Origin of the sequence: Candidatus Accumulibacter contiguus (assembly GCF_036625285.1) — a bacterium.
GTDB lineage: Bacteria > Pseudomonadota > Gammaproteobacteria > Burkholderiales > Rhodocyclaceae > Accumulibacter > Accumulibacter contiguus.
In genome coordinates, this window is sequence record NZ_JAZKUC010000001.1 from 1,626,970 (window position 1) to 1,652,785 (window position 25,816).

21 protein-coding genes are annotated in these 25,816 nt (G+C 63.2%); 12 read left to right on the plus strand and 9 right to left on the minus strand.

The window, feature by feature from the left end; all coding sequences use genetic code 11:
• Nucleotides 1–52: 52 nt before the first annotated feature.
• Complete coding sequence (locus V5B59_RS07870) at nt 53–892, plus strand: alpha/beta hydrolase (protein WP_169070516.1); 840 nt, start codon at nt 53–55, stop codon at nt 890–892.
• Here V5B59_RS07870 and V5B59_RS07875 read toward each other — a convergent pair.
• The gene (locus V5B59_RS07875) at nt 881–2,410 is read right to left on the minus strand and encodes an aminoacyl-histidine dipeptidase (RefSeq protein ID WP_169070517.1); all 1,530 of its coding nucleotides are present in this window, start codon (nt 2,408–2,410) and stop codon (nt 881–883) included. The genes V5B59_RS07870 and V5B59_RS07875 overlap by 12 nt on opposite strands.
• A 248-nt stretch (nt 2,411–2,658) precedes the next feature.
• On the opposite strand from V5B59_RS07875, the gene rpsO reads away from it, so the two are divergent.
• Nucleotides 2,659–2,928 (plus strand): 30S ribosomal protein S15, encoded by a 270-nt coding sequence (rpsO, locus tag V5B59_RS07880; protein WP_169070518.1) that lies wholly within the window; start codon nt 2,659–2,661, stop codon nt 2,926–2,928.
• 175 nt (nt 2,929–3,103) lie between these two features.
• Nucleotides 3,104–5,218, plus strand: a complete 2,115-nt coding sequence (gene pnp, locus V5B59_RS07885) for a polyribonucleotide nucleotidyltransferase (protein ID WP_169070519.1) — start codon at nt 3,104–3,106, stop codon at nt 5,216–5,218.
• A 112-nt stretch (nt 5,219–5,330) separates the two neighbouring features.
• Here pnp and dksA read toward each other — a convergent pair whose 3' ends face one another.
• Complete coding sequence (gene dksA, locus V5B59_RS07890; RefSeq protein ID WP_034911337.1) at nt 5,331–5,756, minus strand: RNA polymerase-binding protein DksA; 426 nt, start codon at nt 5,754–5,756, stop codon at nt 5,331–5,333.
• 336 nt (nt 5,757–6,092) lie between these two features.
• On the opposite strand from dksA, the gene V5B59_RS07895 reads away from it, so the two are divergent.
• The 3 genes from V5B59_RS07895 to V5B59_RS07905 all read left to right on the plus strand — a co-directional run bounded on the left by V5B59_RS07895 (nt 6,093) and on the right by V5B59_RS07905 (nt 9,416).
• Nucleotides 6,093–7,475, plus strand: a complete 1,383-nt coding sequence (locus V5B59_RS07895; RefSeq protein WP_169070520.1) for a DUF3300 domain-containing protein — start codon at nt 6,093–6,095, stop codon at nt 7,473–7,475.
• Nucleotides 7,476–7,512: 37 nt separating this feature from the next.
• Entirely contained in the window at nt 7,513–8,460 is a 948-nt protein-coding gene (locus V5B59_RS07900) for a DUF2950 domain-containing protein (RefSeq protein ID WP_169070521.1), read from the plus strand.
• Nucleotides 8,461–8,630: 170 nt separating this feature from the next.
• On the plus strand, nt 8,631–9,416 hold the full coding sequence (locus V5B59_RS07905; RefSeq protein ID WP_034911333.1) for a 2-phosphosulfolactate phosphatase: 786 nt from the start codon (nt 8,631–8,633) through the stop codon (nt 9,414–9,416).
• A gap of 46 nt (nt 9,417–9,462) precedes the next feature.
• On the opposite strand, the gene V5B59_RS07910 is transcribed toward V5B59_RS07905, so the two are convergent.
• Together V5B59_RS07910 and V5B59_RS07915 are read right to left on the minus strand one after the other, a co-directional pair.
• Complete coding sequence (locus V5B59_RS07910; RefSeq protein ID WP_169070522.1) at nt 9,463–10,854, minus strand: DUF3999 domain-containing protein; 1,392 nt, start codon at nt 10,852–10,854, stop codon at nt 9,463–9,465.
• Nucleotides 10,851–13,586 carry a DUF2339 domain-containing protein gene (locus V5B59_RS07915; RefSeq protein WP_169070523.1) on the minus strand — a complete coding sequence of 912 codons (2,736 nt, stop codon included), beginning with the start codon at nt 13,584–13,586 and terminating at the stop codon, nt 10,851–10,853. The genes V5B59_RS07910 and V5B59_RS07915 overlap by 4 nt, the downstream gene beginning before the upstream one ends.
• A gap of 267 nt (nt 13,587–13,853) precedes the next feature.
• Between V5B59_RS07915 and V5B59_RS07920 the strand changes: the two genes are divergently transcribed.
• Nucleotides 13,854–14,429 (plus strand): DUF4337 domain-containing protein, encoded by a 576-nt coding sequence (locus tag V5B59_RS07920; protein WP_169070524.1) that lies wholly within the window; start codon nt 13,854–13,856, stop codon nt 14,427–14,429.
• Nucleotides 14,430–14,465: 36 nt separating this feature from the next.
• Nucleotides 14,466–15,956, plus strand: coding sequence for a metallophosphoesterase (locus V5B59_RS07925; RefSeq protein ID WP_169070525.1), 1,491 nt, complete (start codon nt 14,466–14,468; stop codon nt 15,954–15,956).
• A gap of 38 nt (nt 15,957–15,994) precedes the next feature.
• Here the strand turns inward: V5B59_RS07925 and V5B59_RS07930 are convergent, their stop codons facing one another.
• The 3 genes from V5B59_RS07930 to V5B59_RS07940 all read right to left on the minus strand — a co-directional run bounded on the left by V5B59_RS07930 (nt 15,995) and on the right by V5B59_RS07940 (nt 18,847).
• Nucleotides 15,995–17,155, minus strand: coding sequence for a GNAT family N-acetyltransferase (locus V5B59_RS07930; protein WP_288131489.1), 1,161 nt, complete (start codon nt 17,153–17,155; stop codon nt 15,995–15,997).
• Between the two features lie 210 nt (nt 17,156–17,365).
• A complete protein-coding gene (locus tag V5B59_RS07935) occupies nt 17,366–18,178 on the minus strand; it encodes an ankyrin repeat domain-containing protein (protein ID WP_332351753.1) in 813 nt (270 codons plus the stop codon).
• 30 nt (nt 18,179–18,208) lie between these two features.
• Nucleotides 18,209–18,847 (minus strand): tetratricopeptide repeat protein, encoded by a 639-nt coding sequence (locus V5B59_RS07940; RefSeq protein ID WP_169070527.1) that lies wholly within the window; start codon nt 18,845–18,847, stop codon nt 18,209–18,211.
• A 710-nt stretch (nt 18,848–19,557) separates the two neighbouring features.
• Between V5B59_RS07940 and V5B59_RS07945 the strand changes: the two genes are divergently transcribed.
• Nucleotides 19,558–20,529, plus strand: a complete 972-nt coding sequence (locus V5B59_RS07945; RefSeq protein WP_332351565.1) for a transposase — start codon at nt 19,558–19,560, stop codon at nt 20,527–20,529.
• 627 nt (nt 20,530–21,156) lie between these two features.
• On the opposite strand, the gene V5B59_RS07950 is transcribed toward V5B59_RS07945, so the two are convergent.
• Nucleotides 21,157–21,582 (minus strand): hypothetical protein, encoded by a 426-nt coding sequence (locus tag V5B59_RS07950; RefSeq protein ID WP_332351754.1) that lies wholly within the window; start codon nt 21,580–21,582, stop codon nt 21,157–21,159.
• 941 nt (nt 21,583–22,523) lie between these two features.
• Here V5B59_RS07950 and V5B59_RS07955 point away from each other — a divergent pair.
• Nucleotides 22,524–22,718 (plus strand): hypothetical protein, encoded by a 195-nt coding sequence (locus V5B59_RS07955; RefSeq protein ID WP_332351755.1) that lies wholly within the window; start codon nt 22,524–22,526, stop codon nt 22,716–22,718.
• A 47-nt stretch (nt 22,719–22,765) separates the two neighbouring features.
• The gene (locus V5B59_RS07960) at nt 22,766–23,254 is read left to right on the plus strand and encodes a hypothetical protein (protein ID WP_332351756.1); all 489 of its coding nucleotides are present in this window, start codon (nt 22,766–22,768) and stop codon (nt 23,252–23,254) included.
• Nucleotides 23,255–23,304: 50 nt separating this feature from the next.
• Here V5B59_RS07960 and V5B59_RS07965 read toward each other — a convergent pair whose 3' ends face one another.
• Entirely contained in the window at nt 23,305–24,921 is a 1,617-nt protein-coding gene (locus V5B59_RS07965; RefSeq protein ID WP_332351692.1) for an IS1634 family transposase, read from the minus strand.
• Between the two features lie 428 nt (nt 24,922–25,349).
• Here V5B59_RS07965 and V5B59_RS07970 point away from each other — a divergent pair, with 428 nt between their 5' ends.
• Nucleotides 25,350–25,727: a hypothetical protein gene (locus tag V5B59_RS07970; RefSeq protein ID WP_332351757.1), complete on the plus strand. Its 378-nt coding sequence runs from the start codon at nt 25,350–25,352 to the stop codon at nt 25,725–25,727.
• The last annotated feature ends 89 nt before the right edge of the window (nt 25,728–25,816 follow it).

The window sequence follows — 25,816 nt, forward strand, 5'->3', positions numbered from 1 at the left end:
ACGGCGATGCCGTTGGATTTCCATTCCGGTCTCTCTGCGCTATGCTGCACAGATGACCAACAGGCAACCCGTCAAATTGCTGAACATTCTCGTCGCGCTCGTGGTGGCCTATGCGATCTTCTGCGGGCTCGTCTTCGCCTTTCAGGAGCGGCTGCTCTATTTTCCCTTGACCCTGGCTCCGGATGAGCTTGCCATGCTCGTTCGTGACGGCAATCTTCGGCCGTGGCGCCCCGAGTCACTGCACGCTTACCTGCGACAGCCCGAGGGCCGGTCTGCACGCGCAACCGTCGTCGTGTTCCATGGCAATGCCGGCACCGCGCTGCACCGTGACATGTTCACGGAGGCCCTGGTGCCGCTGGGTTTTCGGGTGATTCTCGCCGAATACCCCGGCTACGCGGGCAAGCCCGGAAGCCTCGGCGAGGCCAGTCTGGTGGCTGACGCCGTGGCGACGCTGCGAGCGGCTCGCGAGGACTTTCCCGGTCCGCTCATCGGATGGGGAGAATCGCTGGGTGCCGGCGTTCTCGGTGCAGCACTGGCGGGAAATCCCGGCCTGGTCGACGGGATCGTGTTGATGACCCCGTGGGATTCGCTCGCTGACGTCGCAAGTCACCACTATCCCTACCTGCCGGTTCGCTGGATGCTGCGTGATCGTTACGATACGGTCGCGAATCTGCAGGATTTTCCCGGTCCTGCCGCCGTTCTTCTGGCCACAGAAGACCAGGTGATTCCGGCACGCTTCGGACACCGGCTGTTCGATGCCTTGTCCGGTCGCAAGATCCTGCACATCTTTCCTGGCGCTGACCACAATTCGTGGCCATTCGATCCATCGCAGCGGTGGTGGGACGAGGTGATGCGCGCAGTGTCTCCCGGAGCCGGCCGGTCAGGCGATTGAAGCGCCCGTAACCGTCATGACCGTTGGCAAGCACAGTCCTTGGCTATCTGCCGAAGCGATGGCGGCCAGAATTGCCGTCAACAGATGCCAGGCATGCCCCACCGAAACGATCTCGACACGCTCTCCCGGTGCGTGCGCGCCGCGTATCGTGGGCCCGAACGAGACGATGTCCAGGTCCGGGTAGCTGGCGGCGAGGATGCCGCACTCGAGGCCGGCGTGGATGACCTGCAGCGTCGATTCGCTGGCGAACTCCCGCCGGTACACCGACTGGCAGAGCGCCAGCAGCGGCGAAGCAGGATTCGGCGCCCAGCCCGGATAGTGGCCAGACTTCTCGGCGGCGATGCCGGACAAGGCAAAAAGACTGGCAATCTCGTCGGCCAGCGCGGCGCTGCCGCTCTCGATGAGTGAGCGGACCAGGAAATTGCACGCGCCGCCGTCGGGGCTGAGCGCTGCCATGCCGAGGTTGTTCGATGTCTCGACCACGCCGGGAATTCTCCGGCTCATGCGCCGTACGCCATGCGGCGCGGCATGCAGCGACGCCAGCCAGACTGCCTGATCGTCAGCGGACATGACTCGTTCGGCGGCGGTGGCAGCGAAACGGATGCGCACGCCCGGATCGACGTCGAGCAGTTCCTGGCGCAGCACTGACTCCCACGAAGCCAGACTGGCGGCAAGGGCATCGGCCTGTTGAACGGGCAAGGCCACGATGGCCGAAGCCTCCCTGGGCAGGGCATTGCGGGCAGTGCCGCCGGTCAGCGCCGCGACGCAGAGCGGCAAACGACTCTCCAGATCACGCAGGACGCGCACCAGGAGCTTGATGGCGTTTCCCCGCTCGGCGTGGATATCGACGCCGGAATGACCACCGCGCAGCCCGTGCAGATTGATTCGCCAGCACGTGCATTCGGGCGGCAGCGGTTCTGCCTGCCCATCCCTGCGAACGTTGACGTCGAGTCCTCCCGCGCAGCCAAGGTAAAACTCGCCCCATTCTTCGGTATCGAGGTTGAGCATCAGGCGGCCCTGCAGTACGCCGCCGGCCAGACCGCGCGCGCCGCTCATGCCGGCTTCCTCGTCGACGGTCAGCAAGGCTTCGAGTGGCCCATGGACCAGATCCCTGGCCTCCAGAACAGCAAGGATCAGCGCCACCCCGATCCCGTTGTCGGCGCCAAGGGTAGTGTCCTCAGCGATCAGCCAGCCATCGCGAGCAACCGCCCGGATCGGATCACGGCAAAAGTCGTGCTCTGACCCGGTGTTCTTCTCGCAGACCATGTCCAGATGCGCCTGCAGAACCACGCCGGGTGCCCCTTCCCTGCCCTGGCTGGCCGCCTTGCGAATCAGGAGATTGCCGGCAGCGTCGACGTGCGCGGCCAGTCCTCGGGCGACCGCCCATTGCCGGATCTCGTCGCGCAATGGCCCCTCCTCTTTCGAGCGGCGAGGAATACGGCAAAGCATGGCGAAATGACCCCAGACGGCTGTGGGTTGCAGGTTGGCAAAGACGGGGGCGACGGCGGCTGATTTCATGGTCTGAGCGGCAGGGTGCGGGTTCCGGAGAGATTCGACGAGGGATTCCGAAACAGGATACGCAATCGTCGGTCACTCTGCCAGCAGGCTGCTGGTGGTAATCCTGTAATCCTGCTTGTTCCTTGCCGCCTCCCCTTCCCAGCGGTTACAATCCCGGCCTCGCTTCGCCAAGCGAATAAGACCTTCATCCATCAGGCGTTGGCTCTATCAAACCGGGGCTGCGCCGTTTTCCAGAAAGAGAGTTTGACATGGCGATCCATGTGGCACAAAAAGCGCAAATCATGACCGATTACCAGCGTACCGCCGGCGACACCGGGTCTTCCGAAGTCCAGGTGGCGCTGCTGACCGCACGCATCAATGACCTGACCGGCCATTTCAAGGAGCACAAGAAGGACAATCACTCGCGGCGCGGTCTATTGCGCATGGTCAGCCGTCGCCGCAAGTTGCTGGACTATCTGAAGCGCACCAACGTCGATTCGTACCGCAGCCTGATCCAGCGTCTCGGCCTGCGCAAATAAACCTGCTCGCCGACTCGCACTGCGGTCGGAGCTGCAGGCAACTCGAAGATCTGTCAGCGGCCAGCCCCTCGCGGGCTGCGCCGCTGTTTCTGCTGTTGCGGTTTGGCAAATGGGCGCTTCGGTCGCCTGCCGGAGTCGTGGGCAGGCACGCGCCAGACTATTGAGAAAGGGAACAATGTTTAATATCGTCAAGAAAAGCTTCGCCTACGGCGCCCATCAGGTCACCCTGGAAACCGGCGAAATCGCTCGCCAGGCCGGCGGCGCCGTACTGGTGTCGATGGACGACACGGTCGTGCTGGTGAGCGTGGTCGGCAACAAGATGGCCAAACCCGGTCAGGATTTCTTTCCGCTGACCGTCGATTACATCGAAAAAACGTATGCTGCGGGCCGTATTCCCGGCGGCTTTTTCAAGCGAGAGGGCCGCCCTTCGGAGAAGGAAACCCTGACCTCGCGACTCATCGACCGGCCGCTGCGCCCGCTCTTCCCCGAAGGCTTCTACCACGAGGTCCAGATCGTCGCGATGGTGATGTCGCTGAACCCGGAAATCGATCCCGACATTCCGGCCATCATCGGCGCCTCTGCCGCCCTGGCGATCTCCGGCATCCCCTTCGACGGGCCGATTGGCGCTGCTCGCGTCGCTTACATCGACGGTCAGTATGTGCTCAATCCCAGTGCCACACAACTCGCATCGAGCATGCTCAATCTGGTCGTCGCCGGAACGCAGGCGGCGGTGCTGATGGTCGAGTCGGAAGCCAGGGAACTCTCCGAGGAAGTCATGCTCGGTGCCGTGGTCTATGGACACCAGGAAATGCAGGCGGCGATCGACGCCATCAACGAACTCGCCGATGAGGCTGGCAAACCGGAATGGGACTGGGCGCCGGCAGCCAGAAACGAAGCCGTGCATGGCAAGCTCGATGCACTGGTTGACGGCGAACTGCAGGAAGCTTACCGGATTACCAGCAAGCAGTTGCGCAGCCAGCGGATCAAGGAAATCACCGCCTACGCGGTCGAAGCCCTGACCGCCGGCGACGACGCCCCGGACGCCAACGCCGTCCGCAACATGGTCTCCGCTGCCGAAGCCCGGATCGTCCGCGGCCGCATCCTCGCCGGCGAGCCGCGCATCGACGGCCGCGATACGCGCACCGTCCGGCCGCTGGCGATGCGCTCGGGCGTGCTGCCGCGGGCGCATGGTTCGTCTCTGTTCACCCGTGGCGAAACGCAGGCGCTGGTCGTGGCGACGCTCGGCACCGGTCGTGACGAACAGATCATCGATGCGCTCTCCGGCGAGTACCGCGAGCGCTTCATGCTGCATTACAACTTCCCGCCCTACGCCACGGGGGAATGCGGCCGCGTCGGAACGCCGAAGCGTCGCGAGATCGGACATGGCCGGCTGGCCAAGCGCGCCCTGCTTGGCGTCCTGCCTTCACCCGAAGAGTTCTCGTACACCATTCGCGTCGTCTCCGAGATCACCGAATCGAACGGTTCCAGCTCGATGGCCAGTGTCTGCGGGGCATCGCTGGCGTTGATGGATGCCGGCGTGCCGCTCAAGGCACACGTGGCCGGAATCGCCATGGGTTTGATCAAGGAAGGCAATCGCTTCGCTGTGCTGACCGACATCCTCGGTGATGAGGATCACCTCGGCGACATGGACTTCAAGGTCGCCGGCACCGAGTCAGGAGTCACCGCGCTGCAGATGGACATCAAGATCCAGGGAATCACCAAGGAAATCATGCAGGTTGCGCTGGCCCAGGCCGGCGAAGCCCGCTTGCACATCCTGAAACAGATGCAGGAGTCGATGTCCGGACACCGTGAGGAGGTATCGAGCTACGCGCCGCGCCTGTACATGATGAAGATCAACCCCGAGAAAATCCGCGACGTGATCGGCAAGGGAGGTGCCGTGATCCGCGCCATCACCGAGGAAACCGGCACGACGATCGACATCAAGGATGACGGCACGATCACCATCGCTTCGGTCAGCGCTGACACCGCCGACGCCGCCAAGGCCCGTATCGAGGCCATTACCGCTGACGTCGAAGTCGGCAAGGTCTATGACGGAACGGTACTGAAGCTGCTGGACTTCGGCGCCATCGTCAGCATCCTGCCCGGTCGCGATGGTCTCCTGCACATCTCGCAGATTGCCAACGAACGCGTCAACGCCGTGGCCGATTATCTCAAGGAAGGACAGAAGGTACGCGTCAAGGTTCTGGAAGCCGACGAGAAGGGTCGGGTACGGCTGTCCATGAAAGCCCTCAGCGCCGAAGAGGGTGGCGCTGCCGCCGCACAGTCATAACCGCCGCTGATCGACAGAGTACTAAAGGACGCCGCGGCGTCCTTTTTTGTCACACGCACTGCAGATCGACCGTCTGTGCGTGCATCGCCCTGCTCTCGCCTGCCGGCATCGACTACTTGGCGATCTGCTTTTCGCGCACTTCTTCGAGCGTCTTGCAGTCGATGCACAGTGTCGCCGTCGGTCGCGCTTCCAGACGCTTGATGCCGATCTCGACACCGCAAGCGGCACAGTAGCCGTAATCGCCGCTGTCAATCCGGTCGATGGTCTCCTCGATCTTCTTGATCAGCTTGCGTTCGCGGTCACGGTTGCGCAGTTCGATAGCGATGTCGGTTTCCTGGCTCGCGCGGTCATTGGGATCAGCGAAAACCGTCGCTTCATCCTTCATGGTATGCACCGTGCGCTCGATGTCCTCCATCAGCTGCCGCTTGAGGGCTTCGAGGATGCCACGAAAATGAGCCAGCTGGTCGCTGTTCATGAACTCCTCGCCCGGTTGCGGCGAGTAGGGAATGAAATGCTTGTGGGGCATGTCAGATGTCATCGGGGTTCCAGTGTATTGATAGTTGTTCGTCTGACGATGAGCAAACCAGGTGGTGGACCTTGAACAATCCTTATATTGTGCCACATGACCCAAAGACAAGTGCGTGTACAGCACAGCATTTCTCGAGAACACCACCCACCAGCGAGACTCTCCTTCAGACCAAGACAAACCGGACAGATTACTTGTTCTCTACAAAACACCAAACCAGAACTTGCCAGGCACCGCGGTCTGCGCTTATGCTCACGCATCGATTGCCAGGCGTTCACCTGATCCTGGAGAATGGGGGTTTTCCTGGCTTTGAATCTTTTCGTGAATTTTCACGCCTGAGGACGCTTGATGGAATCCACACCTTCCCAATCCTGTGCGCTCGTCATGGCACTGATGCTCGCCTTGTCGCCGGCGCTGGCGCAGCAGTCCCAATCCACCCTGTCGCCAGGGGCGACCGCAGGAAATCCGACGGCAAAGACTTTCTCTCAGCAAGACCTGGATCGGCTTCTCGCGCCGATTGCGCTCTATCCGGATCCCCTGCTGGCGCAGGTTCTGATGGCGTCCACCTATCCCCTCGAAGTAGTCGAGGCGGCACGCTGGGTGAAGGCCAATCCCAAGGTCAGCGGGGCGGCACTGGAGACGGCGATGGCCAGGCAATCCTGGGATCCGGCGGTCAAATCGCTGACAGCGGTGCCACAGGTGGTGCAACAGATGAGCGACAATCTCGACTGGATGCAGAAGCTCGGTGACGCTTTCCTGGCGCAGCAACAGGACGTGATGGACACCGTGCAGGGCCTGCGTGCCAGGGCCGACACGACCGGTCATCTCAAGACCACGGAAAAGCAGGTGGTCAAAACCGAGACACAGGGCAGCCAGACAATCTACGTGATCGAATCGCCACAGCCCGAGGTGGTGTATGTGCCCAGCTATAACCCGACCGTCGTGTATGGCAGCTGGTGGTATCCCGCACCGCCGTATTACGTGTATCCGCCGGCCTACGTCTACCCGCCTGGTCTCGCTTTCGCCACCGGCGTAGTGGTCGGCGCGGCGATCTGGGGCAGTTGCAACTGGGCCTGGGGCCGCGGCAACGTCGATATCAACGTCAATCGCTACAATTCCTTCAACCGCACCAGTATCAGCAGCAACCGCTGGAGTCACAATGTCGATCACCGCCGGGGTGTCGCCTACCGTGATCAAAACGTCGCCCGTCAGTACAATCGTGGCGGCAATGCGCAGGCGGCACAGGCGCGCGAGAATTTTCGTGGCCGCGCCGACGCCGGGCGCGCGGAGCTCCAGGGCATGGATCGTGGCCAGTTGAACGAACGCGTCGGGCAGGCTGATCGCAAATCGCGCGAGGATCTGGGTGCTCGCGGTGAAGCGGGCGCTGGACGGCCAGAGAACCGCGGGCTGGATCGAGGCGAGTTGAGCGACCGCCGGCCGGGCGCTGATCGGGGTGCTGCCGCCTCGACGCGTGACCGCTTCGAAGGTGGCGCGCAACAGCGTGGCGCCGGGATGCACGAGCGTGCAGGCGACGGCGGGGGCTTCTCCGGGGTTGGCAATGGCGCTTCGACGCGTGCGGCCAGCGAGCGCGGCAGCACCAGCAGGGCAGACATGGGGGGTGCTCATGCAGGCTTCTCCAGCAGCGGCGGACATCGCGGCGGTGATGGTGGTGGCTTCCGTGGCGGCGGCGGTGGTGGTGGCTTCCGTGGCGGCGGCGGCCGTGGTCGCTGAGCAGTCCTGTCCACCACTTTCTGCGGAGAAGAATACGATGAACTTCAAGAACATGATGCAAGCGCTCGCCGTCGCGCTGCTGCTGGCGACGTCTCCCGTGATCAACGCTGCACCGCCCGTACCGGCGATGCAGAAGCTTGCTCAGCAAAGCTTTGCCAAGCCGGAAGATGCCGCCAGGGCGCTGGCTGAAGCCGTGCGCGCCGAGGACGTGAACGCGCTGCTGGCAGTGCTCGGTCCGGCATCACGAAGCTGGCTGGCGAGCGGTGACGCGGTTGCCGACCGACAGGACTGGGCGAAATTCCTCGCTGCTTATGATCGTAAAAACAGTATCAGCCTGGTATCCGATGGCCGGGCAGTGGTTTTGGTTGGCGAAGACAACTGGCCCTTCCCGGCGCCTCTGCTGCGCCAGAGGGATCGCTGGGTTTTCGATGCAGCGGCCGGACGCGAAGAAATCATCAACCGACGTATCGGTCGGAACGAACTGAATACGATCCAGACGCTGTTGGCGATCGTCGATGCGCAACGTGAATATGCTGTCGATGACCTGGACGGCAACGGATCAAACGATTACGCCAGGCGTTTTGTCTCCAGCGAGGGCAAGCGTGATGGCCTTTTCTGGCCGGTCGAGGCAAACGAGCAGCCAAGTCCGCTGGGGCCTCTGGTTGGCGCAGCGACGCGCGAAGGCTACGTCAGGAAAGCAGGCAACGGGCAGCCGACGGCGTATCATGGCTATCGTTACCGGATGCTGACCGCGCAGGGCAAGGATGCACCGGGCGGCGCCTACGACTATCTGCTCAATGATCAATTGATCGGCGGCTTTGCGGTCATTGCCTATCCCGCAAAATACGGGATCTCCGGGGTGATGACCTTCATCGTCAACCATGACGGTACGGTTTTCCAGAAAAACCTGGGCAAGACCACCGAGACTGCAGCGCTCCGAATGAGCCGCTTCAACCCGGACAAGAGCTGGAAGAAAGCCGAGTAGGACTCCCGCTCGGAAACAGGAGCTGCGATCCGCTGGCCCTGATCATTGCCTCAAGGACTGCCAATGCGAGCGCAGGTGGAATTCATCTCTGCTGATTTCCCGCCGTATCCCGGCGAGGACAAACCGAGCTGCATTCGACTCACCCCTGACCCAAGGATGTGCACGCCATCATGCGTACCCGCCGCGTCTTCCTGAATCGCCTTGATCCGGCGCAAGAACCCACTGATGCCGTGGTGGTGATCGACGTGCTGCGTTCCTTCACCACGGCCGCCTACGCTTTCGCCGCCGGCGTCAGCAGCATTTACCCGGTGGAAACGATTGCCGGAGCATTCCGCCTGCTGCGGCGCTTGCCGGACGCTGCCACCACCGGCGCCATTGGCGGCGGTGACCCGATCCCTGGGTTCGATTTCGGCAATTCGCCATTGGCCCTGCAAGGCGCCGACCTGACCGGCCGGCCACTGATTCAGACCACCGCCGCAGGGGTGCGCGGTCTCAGCCGTTTTCGTCACGCGCGCTCGCTGTTCGCCGGCAGCCTGGTTCTCGGCCGTGCCACGGCGAAAGCACTGCTGGAGTTGCAGCCGGAGGAAGTGTGCTTCGTGATCACCGGCGAATGGGTCGATCGCGACGGCGATGAGGATATCGCCTGCGCGGATTATCTCGATGCACTGCTGCACGGCGAGGATCCCGACCCGGAACTGTATGCCAAACGCGTACGCAACTCCGATTTCGGCCGCCGCTTTCAGGCGGATAGCAACCCCAACCTGCCAATCGGCGATCTCGCTCTCTGCGCGCAGCCCGATCGCTTCGACTTCGCCCTGCTGGCCTTGCACACGGACGGACACCTGCAGCTCAAGCGGTCGCGCGCTGCCCAGGGCGATTCCTCGCCAAACCGATCAGAACTGCGCAACGGTCTGAAATTGCAGGAAAATGATCGTATCGGAGGCGTACGAGCCTAGGCCTGGAGCTGTCGGAGAGCCCGCGCCCACGGCGCGTCGGCTTCGATCAGCGGTCGCCCTGCCCTGCGCGCGACTGCTCCGGCTGCGCCCGGAACATTTGCCGGCTGAGCCGCAGCGCCATCCACCCCAACAGCCCCACGCCGAGCAGCAGGCTTCCCCACAAGGTCCAGCGCTTCCAGTCGATCGGGGTACGAGTCGCACGCTCGCCGGCCAGCGTCCGGGCGCTGCCGGTGCTCGCATGGCCGATCGGAAAAGGACGTGCCTTGCTGTCGTCCTCGGCGCGGTATCCGGGGACCAGCGTTGCGATCGGGTAGACGGCTGGGGCAGCGGTACTGCTGCCGTAGGCGAGCTGAAACGGTAGCGCCCCGCGCGCGGCAAAGACCAGACGCTGCGGCAGCCAGCCGGCTGCCAGAGCAGGCGCACCGGCACCGAGGCCACCACCGCGCGGATCGACCCGCAGCAGCCAGTAGCGATCGCTCACTGGCGCAATCGGGAGATCCGGATTCACCACCTCCTGACCGGCCACGCCCAGCCGATAAACGGTATTCGCCGTGATTCGCCGCCAGGGATCGCTGGCGCGGGTGCGTGCCAGGACTTCGACCGAAGCGACGCTGTTGGCCTGTGGCAGGACCAAACGCAGGCGGTCTACCGGAAAACGTCCGCCAAGGTCGAAGACGTATTCCCCGGAGTGCTCCTGGACTGCGCTGCCGGCCACCTGTTTCCATTGCCGCGGTGCCTCGACCACCGTTTCGCCCGGCTCGCCAGCGAGACCAGCGAGCTGCAGGGCGGGCGCAGCGCTCGGCCAGGACAGGCGAAAGAACTTCGCCTGGCACGGCGGGAACTCCACCAGCAGTTGCTCCAGTCGCTGGCCACCGGCCTCGAGACGCAGCACCGGCGCGTCCGCCACCAGCGTGCTCCATCGCGCCAGGTCATCGCTGGCATCGACGCGCACCCGCGTCACGACATTGTCCACCGAGCGCGGCAATTCCAGCGCCAGCGCCTGCAGCGGCTGCTCGATTGCCGTTGCATCGATCAGGTAGCCGAGCAGCGTGGCAGTGCGTAGCGGCGGCCGGCCGTTCATGGTGAGCACGGCCCGGCCCGAACTGCGATCGATCCGGATTTCGAGCGCGTCGACACCAACAACGGCGTCGCCACGCAGGGCGAAGAAGGTCAGCCGCAACGGCTGCTGCTTTTCTCGCGAAGTCGCCGGTTGCGGCAGGAACGCGTGCGGCACTGCTTCACCGCTGGCATTGAACACGCGCAGGTCGCCAAGATCGGCACGCAGCACGCCCTCGTACACCGCCTGTGGCAGTTCGACCTGAAAAAGCGCCTCCGCACCACGGGTTTCGAGCGGCACCCCGAAAGCGAAGTCTTCCGGCGTTTCGGCAATCGCCACGCCGTTGAGCAGGCACAACAGCCACGCGAGAACGATTCTCATGATGCCTGACTCCTTTCCTGTCTGGGCGGTACTGGCGCCAGATAAGCGATCACCAGCATCAGCCCGCCGACGCCGAGGAATGAAACGATCCGCTCGATGGTCCCCGCATTCGACAGGTCCACGAGAAGCAGCTTGACTACCACCACGGTCATCAAACCCGCTCCAGCCAACCACAAGGGGCGCCAGACACGCCGGGTGGCGAGCACCATCGTCGCCAGCGCGAGCAGCGTCCAGAACAGCGACAGCGAGGCCTGCACCAGATCCGAGCGCAGCATCGCCGGGAGGTACAGCGGCACCCCGGCCCAGTGGTGCAGCGTGCGCAGCAACACCGCATTCGTCCACAGGAAGAGCGCCGCCGCCAGCACACTCCAGGCGATGTTCAGCGGCACCGTCACGAGCGGCCGTAGCCCAAGTCGGCGGACTTCGACGAACCAGCTACAGAGCACCAGCAGCGCGCCGGCCTGCGCCAGATCGAGAGGATTCAGCAGCGGCAGATAAGGCAGCGGCCAGGGATTTCCGTCCGAGACGACATTGCCGAAAACAAACCAGGAGGCCAGGAATATCGCCAGCGGTGCACCGCCCGCGACCAGATAGGTTTCGAGCTGCGCCGCCACCGGCCAGGGCAGGCGCTCGCCGCGCAGCGCCAGCAGGGCGAGTAGCGATCCGGGGACCAGCGCCCAGGCGATCAGCGGCCAGGCGGCTCGCCCCGCCACCCACCAGTCGATTGCCCAGGCCAGTTCCCAGGCAGCGATCGCCGCCAGCAGCCACAGGCCGGCGGCGTGCAGCCACTTCAGGCAAGCGTCGCCGGCAGCCGCGTGACGGTGCAGCAGCAGGAGATGGGCGGCGAGAGCCAGTGGCCAGACGAGGTAGCCGAAATGCGCGCCAGGATGCGCAGCATGGAAGGTCATCCGCAGCGCCAGCAAGACCATCAGCGGCAGCAAGGCGAGTGCCGGGTAGCGCGCCTGCGGCCAGCTCAGGCAGCGCTCGAGCCTGCTGAAAAGCAGGCTCGAGACCGTGAAAAACACCAGCGCCGCGTTGCCCTGCAGAGAGTTGCGCAGATGGCGATCGATCTCGTGCAGACCGCCGCCGGCCCACCACAGGATGCCCCAGACAAATAGCAGGTCTTGCAGCCGGCGCTCGGCCGGGTGCAGTTCCTGCCGATGCCGCTGCAACAGCCATGCGCAGAACAGGCCAGCCAGCGCCAGCAGCAGGGCGCCCAGGTAGACACTGTTGAGCACCGGCCAATCGCCCGCCGGTACACCCTTGTCCTGAACATAGAAGAAACCGGCAAGCAACTGCAAGAGCATGCCGAATAGCCGCGCCAGCAGCCGCTGCTGCCGCACGCCGACCCAGACGATCGCCGCGCCCTCGATTGCCCATGCCGCAGAGGTCCAGCGCCCATCGAAGGCCAAGGGAATGGCCAGCGTCGCAAAAACCACGCCCAGGGCAAGAAACGCCTCGACCAGCAGGCGTTGGCCCTCGCCGCGGCGTGACCACAAGGTGCTCGCCAGCAGCAGGTAGAAAGCACCCAGCACGAGCGCACTCCAGGCCGATCCGTAGGTGAATTCGCGCACCAGGCCGACCTGCAGTCCGAAACTGATCAGGGGCACGCCGAAGACCAGGGTGGTGTCCAGGTGTCTCTCGACCGGCCCGGCGGCGCGTCGCGCAAACAGCACCGCGATCGCCACGTAGATCAGGAAGAACAACAGCAGGAAGGGTTCGGTGGACGCATACAGATCCGGCCGGTAGTGGAGACTCCCCCACAGCGTCGCGATGCCGAAGGTAAACACGAAACCCAGCAGGTTGAGCAGGCGCCAGGCCTTGAACCAGGCGATCGCCAGAATGCCCACGTTGAGCACGGCGTAGTAGCTGAACAGGGCGACATGACTCCCCTCGCCGGTCGAGGTCAGAATCGGCGCCAGAAACCCCCCCGCTGCCCCGAGCATCGCCAGCGCCAGAGAATCCTGCAGCACCGCCAGCAGCGCCGAGAGTGCGACCACCGCCAGCAGCAGGGCAAAGGCCGGAGCAGCGGGAAGCAACCCGTACAAGCGCAGCGCGCTGAAGATGGTCAGGTAGAGCAGGCCGACGCCGCCACCTTGCAGAGCCAGACCATAAGCTTCCCGAGCGAGCCGCAACCGCCAGCCGATGACCAGCAGCAGTACCGCCCCGAGCGCCACCGCTGCCAGCCGCAGTTCGATCGGCATCTGGATGTGCTGGTAGCTGTATTTCAGCAGAAAGGCGAAGCCGAAGAAAAGGATGACGATGCCGGCACGCGCCATCAGGTTGCCACGCAGCAGCCACTCCCAGGCGGGTGACGCTGCTTCTTCGCGCTGCGCCGGGGGAGGCGGCGGTATCTCTGCCGGCTCCGCAACGATTGCCGCAGCGACCGCCGGCTCAAGATCGGTGGCAAGGATGTGAGCGGTCTCGGGCGAGTGCTCCAGCGCCGCGGGCTTCGCACAATCCTTTCGCTCGGGTAGCGGTGCCCTGCCCGAATCCGGCTGTGATACCGGCTGTGATACCGGCGAGAGCGAACGCTGTTCAAGATGCTGCAGCGTCTCTTCGAGCCGGCGCAAGCGCTCTTCGATGCTCTTGAAATGGTCCTCATTCCTTTGCCGCGCCCGGCTGCCCAAAATCCAGCCAATGATTCCGCCAAACAGGGCACCAAGGATCCACAGTTCGGAATAGATTTTGGCGGCCACCACCGCTCCCAGCACTGCTCCGAGAAACCACATCCCGATTGCCCTCCTCGATCGTCGATTCCTGTACGAATCCAGCCCCCTGCCCGGCCCTGGTCTCCTGCATCGACACCGCTTGCGGCAGGGCGCGACTGCGTTCCATGACGAAGTCTAGCAGCGAAGCATGCAGAATCCAGCAGCGAATGCGCATCTTGAGGCAGAATGGCGACGGCTTTCATCCCACCATCTGAGTCGATGCCGGCCTGGTGTACAATTCGCGGCCCCACAGTACCACCAACACCAACTGCAGCAAGGAGAAAACCAATGTCAGGTCACGGATTTCATGTACATGGCCCGCATGATCACGAAGTCGAGCACGTTGCACAGCATGGCGGTGATCAATTCACCTCGCGCGTCGCCGTTCTCACCGCCGTGCTGTCCACGATCGGCGCCATTTTCGGCTATCTCGGCGGCCACTCGCAGAATGCCGCCCTGCTCTACAAGAACGAGGCCGCGATCCAGAAAACCTCGGCTTCGAATCAGTGGAACTACTATCAGGCCAAGAGCAACAAGCAGAACCTCGCCGAGCTGTCGATCACCCTGACGAGTGGCGAAACACGCGAGAAATATGTCCAGGAAGTCGAGCGCTACAAGAAAGAAAAACAGGAGATCAAGGCCGAGGCCGACAAGCTCGAAGCCGTCGCCAAAGCGGCCGACCAGAAAAGCGAACTCGAAATGCACGTGCATGAGCGCTGGGCGCTGGCCACCACGCTGCTCCAGGTTGCCATCGCGATGGCCGCGATCACGCTGCTGACGCGCAAGCGCTGGATGCTGTTCGGCGTTTATGGTGCCACCGCTCTTGGCCTGCTGGTCGGGGTGGCGGGTTATCTGCATCTCTGATCGACGATCGCTGCAGACTTGGGACGAGAGCCCGCGATGCCCGCCCTGCCCCAGCCGTCATCAGGGAAATCCCTTCTCCGTGCAGGCTTGCTGCTGCTTACGGTGGTCAGCCTGCTGGCTGGCTGTGCCGGCCGGCCGGTCAGCGGAGGCGCGCCGATCAGTCGCTGGACGCAACTCGGTACGCAGGACACCATCAGCCTGCGGGCCATCGTCGCCGCTACCGACGCCTGTCCGACGGCAATCGTCGATGGCCGTACCCTGCCCTTGCTGCCGCGCACCAGGGCAACGCCACCGAATACACCGGCGCGCAACAACCCCGCTTTCGAACCCGGCTTCGCAGTGCTCTCGTGCGAACTCGATTTACCCCGGTCAGCGCGCCAGGCAAGCATCGACGGACAAGCCATGCCGATGCTCAGGACCGATACCCGGCGCATCGTCGTGATTGGCGACACCGGCTGCCGGGTCAAGGTCCCCGCCGATTCGCCAGGGGATCCGATCCAGGACTGCAGCAGCTCCGCGGACTGGCCCTGGCGGCGAATCGCAGTCGCCGCGGCACGCACACAACCCGATCTGGTGATTCACCTCGGCGACTATCATTACCGCGAATACTGCGACCAGCCCGCGCTCTGCTCGCCACTCCGGGACAATGGCGTCGTCGTCGGTTACGACTGGGCCGGCTGGCATGCCGACTTCTTCGCCCCGGCGACCCCGCTGCTCGCGGCTGCAGCGTGGGTCACGGTGCGCGGCAACCATGAGGGCTGTGACCGCGGCGGCGAAGGCTGGATGCGTTTCCTTTCGCCGCTCCCTTACCAGGCCTGCCCCGACCAGCGCTTCAAGACCGACAGCCGCTCGGTGCTGGCCAACAATCTTACCGCCGACGCCTATCGCATCGACCTCGGCGACAAGCTGACGCTGGTCGTCGCCGACAACGCCGGCCATGAAGACTATCGCCCGGCCACGCCGCAGGAGGTCGAGATTTTTACACGTACGCTGCGTGCGCTGACGACACTGCCGGCGCTTCCGCAGGCGCCCCCGGTCTGGCTGCTGCTGCACCGGCCGATCTGGTACGACGGGCTCGACGCCGGATCACCACCCAACGCGCTGCAGACCGCCCTCGCCGGCAAGCTGCCGGCGAACCTGCAGTTCGTCTTCGCCGGCCATCAGCACGCTTTTCAGACGATCAATTTTGCCCCCGCAGCCGACCTGGCCCACTACCCGGCAGGTCGGCCGGCGCAGGTGGTGATCGGCGCCAGCGGCACCCAGCTCGAAGCGCTCGATCCCCAGTCGCCTGTCTACGAAGGGAAGGTCGGCAGCGGCGGCATGGAAAGGGCGCAGCCCGACGGCAAACTTTACGATGGCGTCACCGCCAGCAGCGGCATCTTCCTCAACCGCTACAGTTTCCTGCTGCTCGAACTGGACGATAGCGGCTGGGGAGGAACGCTGCTCGACGCCGACGGGAAAACGATCAGCCACTGCCGTCTCAACGGTGAACGCAAGGAAATCGCCTGCAGCTATCCCGGTCCTTGATTCGCCGGTTCAAGAGGCAAGGAGCTGCCCCGGCTGCGTCATTCCTGCGCAGGGTCTCGCCGGAAAGGCAGGTGCGCGGCCGCTTCGTCACGGTACTCGGCAACCGCTTCACTTTGCAGCGCCAGGTGACGGCCGAGCAGCTGCCGCATGCGCGCATCGCTGATCCAGTGCGCCGAATGCACGATGGTCGGCGTGAAGCCGCGCGCGAGCTTGTGTTCGCCACCCGCACCGGGTTCGAAGCGCCGGAGTCCCTCGCGCAGGCAATAGGCGATTCCCTGGTAGAAACAGAGTTCGAAATGCAGGCTGTGGTAGTGGCCGGAACCTCCCCAGTAACGCCCGTAGAGCGCTTCGTCACTGCGAAAACACAGCGCGATGGCGACCGGCACGCCGGCATCGCGGGCAATGAAGGCGACCATCCGTTTTCCCAGAGCCGCCGCCAGATCGGCGAAGCAGGCCGCCGAGAAAGCGGCGTGATTGTTGAATTTCTCGAAGGTGCTGGCGTAGAGCGCGTGCAGCAGTGGCCATTCGGCGGCCTCGATCTGATCGCCGTGGCGGGTCTCGATCGACAGGCCACTCTCCGCCACGCGCCGCCGTTCCGCCCTCACCTTGCGGCGCTTGGCGGCACTGAAAGTCGCCAGATAACCGTCGAAATCACCGCAGCCGGGGTCGATCCAGTGAAACTGGACATCATGGCTGATCAATAGTCCTTCGTCCTGCAGCAGGCTCGATTCGTCGCCGCCTGGCAGCGCGACATGCCACGAAGAAGCACCCGAGCGGCTGGCCAGCGTCCGCGCGCCATCGACCAGCGCCTGCCGGGTGGCTGCGGCGTCCGGCCCATCGGCGACCAGCAAGCGCGGGCCGGCAACCGGCGTGTGCGGCACGCAGCTCATCAGTTTCGGGTAGTACTCGCGGCCGAGTTGCCGGTAAGCCGCCGCCCACGACCAATCGTAGATGAAGTCGCCATGCGAATGGGTCTTGACGTACAGCGGCAGCAGACCGACGATCGCGCCACCTGCGTCGCTCGCCACGAGATGGCAAGGTGTCCATCCCCAGGCGCGTGCCACCGCCCCGTGCCGCTCGATGACCGTCAGAAAATCGGCGTTCAGGAAAGGATGTCCGGGGGGACAAAGGCGGGCCCATGCCGCGCGCGGAATCTCGCCAGCAGAAGCCGCGCTGCTGATCGAGATCGGAGACAGCAAGTTGGTTTGCGGGATCCTTAGCACAACGTCCTGATTTTTCGGCAAGCGTGCAGTCACCGGACGAGGGCATCGAGGTCGAGAACGATCAGAGGTTCATTTCTCAGTCGTCGACCGCAGGCTCGAACGGATCTACAAACGAACGTGTGGAATGTACGGTCGCATCGGAACCCATGTCAAGTCTTCAAGACAGGCTGACAGGCCGGGGGTAATTCAAAGTGATGTGCGGGTTGGATTGCCAAGCCTCTTCGTAGGTCGTAATGTCTGCGGGGTGGCATCGGCGAGTACGGTGGAAGTCGCTTGGGCTGAGGAACGAAGCCCGACAGGGAATCCACAGGAAGTATGGCGTATGGGAGAATTGATCGGGGGTACTCCTCGCGGCGCAGGCACGGAGCAGCGCTCGCTTTGCTGGCGCAATTCGGACATCGCCAACGCTCCACGTTCGCGCAACAGCCGCAGATGGTCGGGTCGCCGTTTGCCATACTTCACCGCCAAGCGGTCCAGGAAGCAAAGCCAGGCGTCCTGATCGGCCCGATCCGCTGCTCTGGCCTCTTCGGGCAGTTTGCTGTTCCAGACATCGTGGCGGTAAGCGAAATCGGCCCAGTCGTACAGGGACTCTTCCATACACTCACTTGCCAACGCCTGCAAATCAGCACCAACACCGAGCATAATGCGCAACATCGCATTCGGATCGGCACCCGCATCGAGAAGGATGCGCAACATCTCGGTGTCCATCTTCAGGACCGCGCTGAACAGCGGGTTCGAACCATCCCCGCTGCGACGGCATGGATCGGCACCAAGCCGCAACATTTCCTGGACCACACGGTACCTTGGCGCTTCCGGGCAGCAATCGAGTCCGCCAATCACGCGCTCGAGAATCGTGTCGCCAATCTGATCGGCACCATTCACATCGAATCCCCTGGCCACCGCAGCCCGCATTGCCTCGAACTCTCCCGCACACGCACTCGAAACGAATGCCTCGATTCGCTGTTCAAGCTCTACGGACTGCAGTTTATTGACTCGCATGCGAAGCTCCATTCCCAGGATTCATGACCTTCAGCGGGGACTGGCACACTCTGGATTTCTGCAGTCATGGCAGCGGACACGACCGCCCGTGCTAGCCCGCGTCATGCAGCGACAACGTGAAGGCCAGCGTTCGCAATTTCCGTAGACCAACTCCTGATTTGCCGAGCAACGGAGGCGATGTCTCGCTTGCCGCCAGGTTTCTCCTGGCAGCGGCAGCGATTTGAGCCGATGCATGTCCTTGGCGAAATGCAAACGTCTGATGTGCTCGATCGCGCGTTGTGCTGCCGGAAAATCGGGGCGTGTGGAGAGCGCAGATTGCAAAGCGTCCATCGATTGCCGGAATCTGCGCAGGCGCAACAACACCAGCCCGAGTTCGTACCAGGCGCCGGCCAGTGCCGATCCCTGGCTGCACGCCGCACGCAGACACTGTGTCGAGGCACGCAGACTGCCGTCGACACGAGAGCAATGCCGTGAATGTCGAGCCGCACTGTTGAACGCCTGCATGGCCTCGTCGCGGCGCCCGCTTCGGTAATAGATCAGACCGAGAAACTGCAGCGACACCGTGTCGTCAGGGATCGCCTGCATGATTCTGTGTGCCATCCGTTCGGCCTGGACGAAATCGCCCTTTTCATGGAAAGCGCCGAGAAGGTCAAACAGTGCGTCGATCATCCATAGTTCCTCATCGTATGCCATGTCTGGTGCTGGCGTTGTCAGTCGTCCTTGCAGGCATAGGGGTGACTCGATACCTGCCGAACTGATGTTTGCAGTCTGTCGTGTGGTCGCACCCTTCACCAGAGGAATACCTCCCGCTGTTGGCAGGAATATTTCCCCCATGTCAAACTACCCGAAAGCAGTCGGGGAGCCGTTGGATTTCCTAACGGTCATGACTTTCCAGGCACCCCCGATCATGAAAGTCATGACCGTTTCCCTCTCCCCCGACCCCTTGTATGCTTCGTTTTGTGGTTTTTCGTTCGTTCAAGAGAGGAGATGAAGTCATGGCTGGAAGGGTGTCAAGAGGACCGTGGAATAAATGCGAGAGAGGTATTTTTCTCTTGCGTTTATGCCGCGAAAGCCTCTTGACATCCTGTAAGCCAAGTACACTTGAGGCAGGGGCTGGGGAGGGGTTGATCATCCCCGGCCGCTGCCTCACGGCGAGTGCGGGGTTTGGGGCAGAGCCCCAAGGTTTAGGTCGTAGAGTGCCACGGAGGTGTGGTGGAAACGAGTTCGGAAGGCGACGCACAGCCCGACGCCCCTCTGGGACATCAAGCCCGTGGGAGAGCACTTGGCGTGCATTGTCAGCCGTTTGTCTGAATACCGAACAGTTGCTGGTTGGCACGTGCCGGAAAGCCGTGACCACGTATTTGCAAGGATGGCTATAGATGAACGCTTCTGAATCAACGTTTGTGGGTATTGACGTTTCCAAAGACACGCTGGAGATCGCTTTAGACGACCAATCAAAAACCCAATGCATTGCCAATGCTGACGCTGATATAGCGGCGTTGGTCAAAGAGCTCGTTCCACGTTCTGAGGAGATTGGGGCGATCGTATTGGAGGCCACGGGAGGCTTCGAGCGCCAGGTGGCGGCGGCACTCTGTGCGGCCGGGCTGCCGGTGATGGTGGTCAATCCGAGGCAGGCGCGAGACTTTGCCAAATCCATGGGATACCTTTCCAAGACGGACGCCATTGATGCGCGAGTCCTGTCGCACTTTGCGCGGACACTGCACCAATCGGCGCAGCGGGAACGGCTGTTGATGAAACTGCCCGATGCCAACCAGGAGGCGTTGGAAGCCTTGCTTGTACGCCACAACCAGCTCATTGGCATGCGCGTGGCGGAAGGAAACCGATTGGCCCTGAGCCATGGTTCGCAACACAAGAGCATCAAGGCAGTCCTCAAAATACTGGATCGACAGATCGTGGCGGTTGATAAAAGCATGGCTGGCATGCTGAAAGAGCATTTTGCCGAGAAGCTCGCTTTGTTCAAAGGCTTCAAAGGGGTCGGACCGTGTACGCAAGCGAGTCTGATGGGGGCATTGCCTGAGTTGGGCCAACTCACCCATGCGCAGATTGGCAAGTTGGTCGGAGTCGCTCCATTAAACGCGGACAGTGGTCGCCACAAGGGTAAGCGCATCACCTGGGGTGGTCGAGCGACGGTCCGTACCGCTTTATACATGGCGGCCTTAAGTGCCATACGTTACAACCCCGTCATCAAGACCTTTTATGAACGTTTGCTTGCTAACGGAAAACTCAAAAAAGTCGCGCTGGTCGCTTGCATGCACAAGATGCTGACGATCATGAACGCCATAGTCAAATCGGGTATTCCGTGGAATCCAGAGCATGCAAAATGCGCCTAAAAAACTTGACTGGGAACACAGTTGCTCTCCCGCAAGTGGAGAGGGGAGTTTCGTGAGTCGCTGACGCGACTTTCACATTAACCAGTTGTCGCAACTGTCGCAGCCATTCAGGAGGGTCTCACGAGGTCCTGCTGCAGAGTGAAAGCTCATTCCAGGTTTGCACCTGTTTTTTAAGTGGCGCCCTGCAAGCCTTATGGCCAGGGCCTCTCTTGTAATCTACTCTTTCCGGTAGTGCACACATGGGTGCACGGCTTTCGCTGCTTCAGCGCATGATGCACCGATAGGCCAATCTGAAGCAACTGTCCCGCTTTGTCTCCTGGTCATCGGCACTCGAATGGGGAACACCAACGGCTCGTCATGCTGTCCCACAAAACGCAATCCTTGAGGGTGTTTTTCCGCTTAACGCTGAGTCGTTCCTTTTCCCTTATTTCTGGTTGAATGCGCCAGATTTCGCCCTCCATCCATCCCTACCCTGTTTTTTTAGTGGGACACTTGGGACAGTTGCAAAAAATAGGCTTAACGCGTTGATTATGCTTAGTTTTACCTGTCCCAAGAGTTTGGGACACTTGGCCTTTTGGCTGGGACACTTGGGACACTTTTCCCCACGTTCTTGGACACCCGGCCGGCCTACTCGCCGCCGGCAACGAGTTTGAGGGCCACCCCGATGAAGGCCAAGCGCATCGATTGTTTCAAGCCGGAAGCGGCGCCAGCGTCAGGCGGTGCCTGGTGGCGATCGCCGGCAAGTGGCGTCAGGTCGAAGGCGAGGCAGCACACCGGCAGCCGATTGGGGTTGCTGTGGTCTGGTCGGGTGTCGGGTTGCTGGCAGGCAGGCGTTGCCGCCGGCGGCGCCAGCGAACAGGGCTTGATCTTCGGCAGGCAGACGTTGCCGTCAAGGTCGTGGCGGTCGTCAGCCCGTCGCGCGATGCTCGAACACGGGCAGTTCGTCCGGGTCTTCGTCTTCTCGATCAGTGAAGCCTGCCACGAGGCAACGACAGCGCCAGTATCGGGCGGTTCGTCGTGGCGATTGCCGGCAAGTGATGCCAGGTCGAACATGAGACGGCGCACCGGCTGTCGATCGGGCGTACCGTGGTCTGGTCAGGGTGTCGGGCTGCTGGCAGGCCACGGTTGCCGCCGGTGTGGCCAGTGCTGACAGTGCTCGATCACCGGCAGTTCTTCCGGGCCTTCGTCCTCTCGATCGGTGAAGCCTGCCACGAAGCGACGACGGCGCCAGTATCGGGCGGTACCTGGTGGCGATCGCCGGCAAGCGGTGCCAGGGCGAAGGCGAGGCAGCGCACTGGCAGCCGATCAGGCGTGCTGTGGTCTGGTCGGGGTGTCGGGTTGCTGGCTGTGATGCTCGATCACGGGCATTCTTCCGGGTCGTTGCCCTCTCGATCGGTGAAGCCTGCCACGAGGCGACGACGGCGCCAGCGTCGGCTATGCTTGGTGGCGATCGCCGGCAAGGGGCGTCAGGTCGAGGGCGAGGCAGCGCACCGTCAGCCGGTCGGGCGGTGCTCCAACACGGGCAGTTCGTCCGGGTCTTCGTCCTCTCGATCGGGGAAGCCTGCCACGAGGCGACGACGGCGCCCGCGTCGGGCAGTGCTCGGTGGCGATCGCCAGTGATGCCAGGGCGAAGGCGAGACAGCGCACGGGCAGCCGGTCCGGCGTGCTGTGGCGTGGTCAGAGTCGGGCGTTACTCGCTCGTCGGCAAACTGGCGTTGCTGTGGTCAAGGGCGTGCAATTCGTCGGGCAGTTGGTCCTGGGCTTCGTCCTCTCGATTGGGGAAGCCTGCCACGAGGCGATGACGGCGCCCGCGTCGGGCAGTGCTCGGTGGCGATCGCCGGCCAGTGGTGCCAGGTGGAACGTGAGGCAGCGCATCGGCAGCCGGTCGGGCTGGCCGTCGCGTGGTCAGCGCGCCGGGTTGCTGGCAGGCAGCGGTTGCAGGCGTGAAGACGGGATCGGCCGTCAGCCGGTCGGGCCGCCCTCGATGACGGGCAGTGCGTCCGGGTCTTCGTCTTCTCGATTGGGGAAGCCTGCCACGAGGCGATGACGGCGCCCGCGTCGGGCAGTGCTCGGTGGCGATCGCCGGCCAGTGGTGCCAGGTCGAAGGCGAGGCAGCACATCGGCAGATCGGGCTGGCCGTGGCGTGGTCAGCGCGCCGGGTTGCTGGCGGGAAGCGGTTGCAGGCGTGAAGACGGGATCGGCCGCCAGCCGGTCGGGCCGCCCTCGATGACGGGCAGTGCGTCCGGGTCTTCGTCTTCTCGATTGGGGAAGCCTGCCACGAGGCGATGACGGGGCCCGCGTCGGGCAGTGCTCGGTGGCGATCGCCAGTGATGCCAGGGCGAAGGCGAGACAGCGCACGGGCAGCCGGTCCGGCGTGCTGTGGCGTGGTCAGAGTCGGGCGTTACTCGCTCGTCGGCAAACTGGCGTTGCTGTGGTCAAGGGCGTGCAGTTCGTCGGGCAGTTGGTCCGGGGCTTCGTCCTCTCGATTGGGGAAGCCTGCCACGAGGCGACGACGGTGCCCGCGTCGGGCAGTGCTCGGTGGCGATCGCTGGCCAGTGATGCCAGGGCGAAGACGAGACAGCGCACGGGCAGCCGATCCGGCGTGCTGTGGCGTGGTCAGAGTCGGGCGTTACTCGCTCGTCGGCAAACTGGCGTTGCTGTGGTCAAGGGCGTGCAGTTCGTCGGGCGGATCTTCCCCCAGCCAGCAAGCGCAGTTATGCTGTAACTATCGGTTTTTGTTAAAAAAATAGCCGATGCCGCAAAAGCGGCGCCTGCCTACGCGGCGAGCTTGTCGGCTTTGGCCTTGAGCGGGAAGGACAGACCGATGGCGCTGAGGATTTTGGCCTGTTGATCGTCCGGGCGTGGCAGATGCGTGTGACGCTGACCGTTGCGGTCGGTGGTGTAGAGATAGGTCAATCGTCCGAGGGCCACCAGGGCGTCGTCCGGGGTGATGGCGGCGGGGTCGTCTTCGGTGCTGCCGAAGGTCTGCCGCAGAGCCGCTTCAAACCGCCGCGTGATTTTTAAGGCCAGCATCGCCACGAAGACATGCGCCTTGGTCCGCTCGGCCTTGCGCAGGAAGATCGGGCGAATTTCCAGAAAGGTGGTTTTCACGGTGCGGAAGTTGCGCTCGACTTTTTGCAGATCGCGATAACGCGCATCGACCGTCTTCGCGTCCATCAAGGTGAGCGGCACATTGGTTTCCAGCAGATAGCAGCCGTCGAGCAGAGCGTCTTGCTCTTTGGCCTCCTCGTCGATGGTACAGACAATGACGCGTTCTTTCAGCGTCAGGGTGACAAACGCGCTGAGCTTGTGGCTCTTGGTCCAGCGCTGCAAGGCGGCCAGGCCTGCTGCCGCGCTGGCGCGCTTGGAGTCCTTGACGAAGGCATTACGTTCGGCGACCTTCGCTTGCAACTGCGCCAGCTTGTCCTCCCGCCGACGCTCCTCGCGCACCCGCACAGTCTCGTTGCGGCGCACGATCAGGCGTTTATCGTTGTGCTCCACCTCGCACAGATGCGCATCGAAGAGATCCGTCTGCAGCACCCCCTCCTTGAGGAAGGTGCGTATCTGCGCGTCCGTCAACGCCGTGATATAACGGAAGCCCTGTACCGACAGCGCGGCTTTCCCCTTGGCCTTGATCATTCCCCGATCGCCGACCATCACCACCTCGGCAATGCCGAATTGTTCCTTCAGGATCGTGATCTGGCTGGCCACCGTCGTCGGGTCCGCGGTATTCCCTTCGAAGACCCGCACGGCCAGAGGCTCCCCGTCCTCCGCGGTCAACAAACCGATGACGATTTGCGGCTTGCCGCGCTTGCCGTCGCGGTTGTAACCATATTGCCCCAGCTCGTTGCATTCCCCTTCAAAGTAGCTCGAAGTGACGTCGTAAAGCACCAGCACGGGCGGTTGGCCCTGCGCCTTGACATAGGCCTGGTAAAGCTCCCGCTCGATGCGTTCCTGCTGGCTCGCCAGCCAGTCCAGCGCGGCATAGAGGTCGTCCTCATCGAACGCCTCCACCGCCAACACATCGGCCACCGTGTGCTGTTTCGCCCAGCGTACCGCCGACAACCGCGAGCCACCATGCGCGATACGCGCGAGAATCAGGAACAGGTTGAGCTTGCTTTCCGCAGCGCTGCCCAGCACCCGCGTGAGGCCCACCTGGTCGGCCAACTGCTTGAGGGCAAACAGCACCCCAAAAATCTCGCCGCTGGTCATCTCTCCCGACCAGTCGTCGAATTCGCCCTTCACCAGACGTTCCATGGCGACGATTCGTTCCGGTGCCCAGTTCGTCAGATTGGCGATGGTTCGTGTGCAGACTTTGCCTCCCTCGCGATAGGACTCGCGAAGCAGGATGGCCGGCCTGGACTTTCGGTTGGGGACGCGGGCGATGTACATGCCGACAATAATAGCCAATAGCACATTGTTTGTAAATAGCTATTATTATATTTACATGCCTACATTTTTGCCGATTTTCTGGTTTCTTGCCATGAATCAACGACTTACCTCAAGGGCTCCGGGAAGGTCCGTCGGGCAGTTGGTCCGGCCTTCGTCCTCTCGATTGGGGAAGCCTGCCACGAGGCGACGACGGCGCCCGCGTCGGGCAGTGCTCGGTGGCGATCGCCGGCCAGTGATGCCAGGGCGAAGACGAGGCAGCACATCGGCAGATCGGGCTGGCCGTGGCGTGGTCAGCGCGCCGGGTTGCTGGCGGGAAGCGGTTGCAGGCGTGAAGACGGGATCGGCCGCCAGCCGGTCGGGCCGCCCTCGATGACGGGCAGTGCGTCCGGGTCTTCGTCTTCTCGATTGGGGAAGCCTGCCACGAGGCGATGACGGGGCCCGCGTCGGGCAGTGCTCGGTGGCGATCGCCGGCCAGTGATGCCAGGGCGAAGGCGAGACAGCGCACGGGCAGCCGGTCCGGCGTGCTGTGGCGTGGTCAGAGTCGGGCGTTACTCGCTCGTCGGCAAACTGGCGTTGCTGTGGTCAAGGGCGTGCAGTTCGTCGGGCAGTTGGTCCGGGGCTTCGTCCTCTCGATTGGGGAAGCCTGCCACAAGGCGATGACGGCGCCCGCGTCGGGCAGTGCTCGGTGGCGATCGGCCGGCCAGTGGTGCCAGGTGGAACGTGAGGCAGCGCATCGGCAGCCGGTCGGGCTGGCCGTCGCGTGGTCAGCGCGCCGGGTTGCTGGCAGGCAGCGGTTGCAGGCGTGAAGACGGGATCGGCCGTCAGCCGGTCGGGCCGCCCTCGATGACGGGCAGTGCGTCCGGGTCTTCGTCTTCTCGATTGGGGAAGCCTGCCA

Bases quoted from the DNA above. Each gene is read 5' to 3' on its own strand.
- V5B59_RS07870 (WP_169070516.1), top strand. From the start codon at position 53: ATGACCAACAGGCAACCCGTCAAATTGCTGAACATTCTCGTCGCGCTC.
- V5B59_RS07875 (WP_169070517.1), bottom strand. From the start codon at position 2,410: ATGAAATCAGCCGCCGTCGCCCCCGTCTTTGCCAACCTGCAACCCACA.
- rpsO (WP_169070518.1), top strand. From the start codon at position 2,659: ATGGCGATCCATGTGGCACAAAAAGCGCAAATCATGACCGATTACCAG.
- pnp (WP_169070519.1), top strand. From the start codon at position 3,104: ATGTTTAATATCGTCAAGAAAAGCTTCGCCTACGGCGCCCATCAGGTC.
- dksA (WP_034911337.1), bottom strand. From the start codon at position 5,756: ATGACATCTGACATGCCCCACAAGCATTTCATTCCCTACTCGCCGCAA.
- V5B59_RS07895 (WP_169070520.1), top strand. From the start codon at position 6,093: ATGGAATCCACACCTTCCCAATCCTGTGCGCTCGTCATGGCACTGATG.
- V5B59_RS07900 (WP_169070521.1), top strand. From the start codon at position 7,513: ATGAACTTCAAGAACATGATGCAAGCGCTCGCCGTCGCGCTGCTGCTG.
- V5B59_RS07905 (WP_034911333.1), top strand. From the start codon at position 8,631: ATGCGTACCCGCCGCGTCTTCCTGAATCGCCTTGATCCGGCGCAAGAA.
- V5B59_RS07910 (WP_169070522.1), bottom strand. From the start codon at position 10,854: ATGAGAATCGTTCTCGCGTGGCTGTTGTGCCTGCTCAACGGCGTGGCG.
- V5B59_RS07915 (WP_169070523.1), bottom strand. From the start codon at position 13,586: ATGTGGTTTCTCGGAGCAGTGCTGGGAGCGGTGGTGGCCGCCAAAATC.
- V5B59_RS07920 (WP_169070524.1), top strand. From the start codon at position 13,854: ATGTCAGGTCACGGATTTCATGTACATGGCCCGCATGATCACGAAGTC.
- V5B59_RS07925 (WP_169070525.1), top strand. From the start codon at position 14,466: ATGCCCGCCCTGCCCCAGCCGTCATCAGGGAAATCCCTTCTCCGTGCA.
- V5B59_RS07935 (WP_332351753.1), bottom strand. From the start codon at position 18,178: ATGCGAGTCAATAAACTGCAGTCCGTAGAGCTTGAACAGCGAATCGAG.
- V5B59_RS07940 (WP_169070527.1), bottom strand. From the start codon at position 18,847: ATGATCGACGCACTGTTTGACCTTCTCGGCGCTTTCCATGAAAAGGGC.
- V5B59_RS07945 (WP_332351565.1), top strand. From the start codon at position 19,558: ATGAACGCTTCTGAATCAACGTTTGTGGGTATTGACGTTTCCAAAGAC.
- V5B59_RS07950 (WP_332351754.1), bottom strand. From the start codon at position 21,582: ATGTTCGACCTGGCATCACTTGCCGGCAATCGCCACGACGAACCGCCC.
- V5B59_RS07965 (WP_332351692.1), bottom strand. From the start codon at position 24,921: ATGTACATCGCCCGCGTCCCCAACCGAAAGTCCAGGCCGGCCATCCTG.
- V5B59_RS07970 (WP_332351757.1), top strand. From the start codon at position 25,350: ATGACGGGGCCCGCGTCGGGCAGTGCTCGGTGGCGATCGCCGGCCAGT.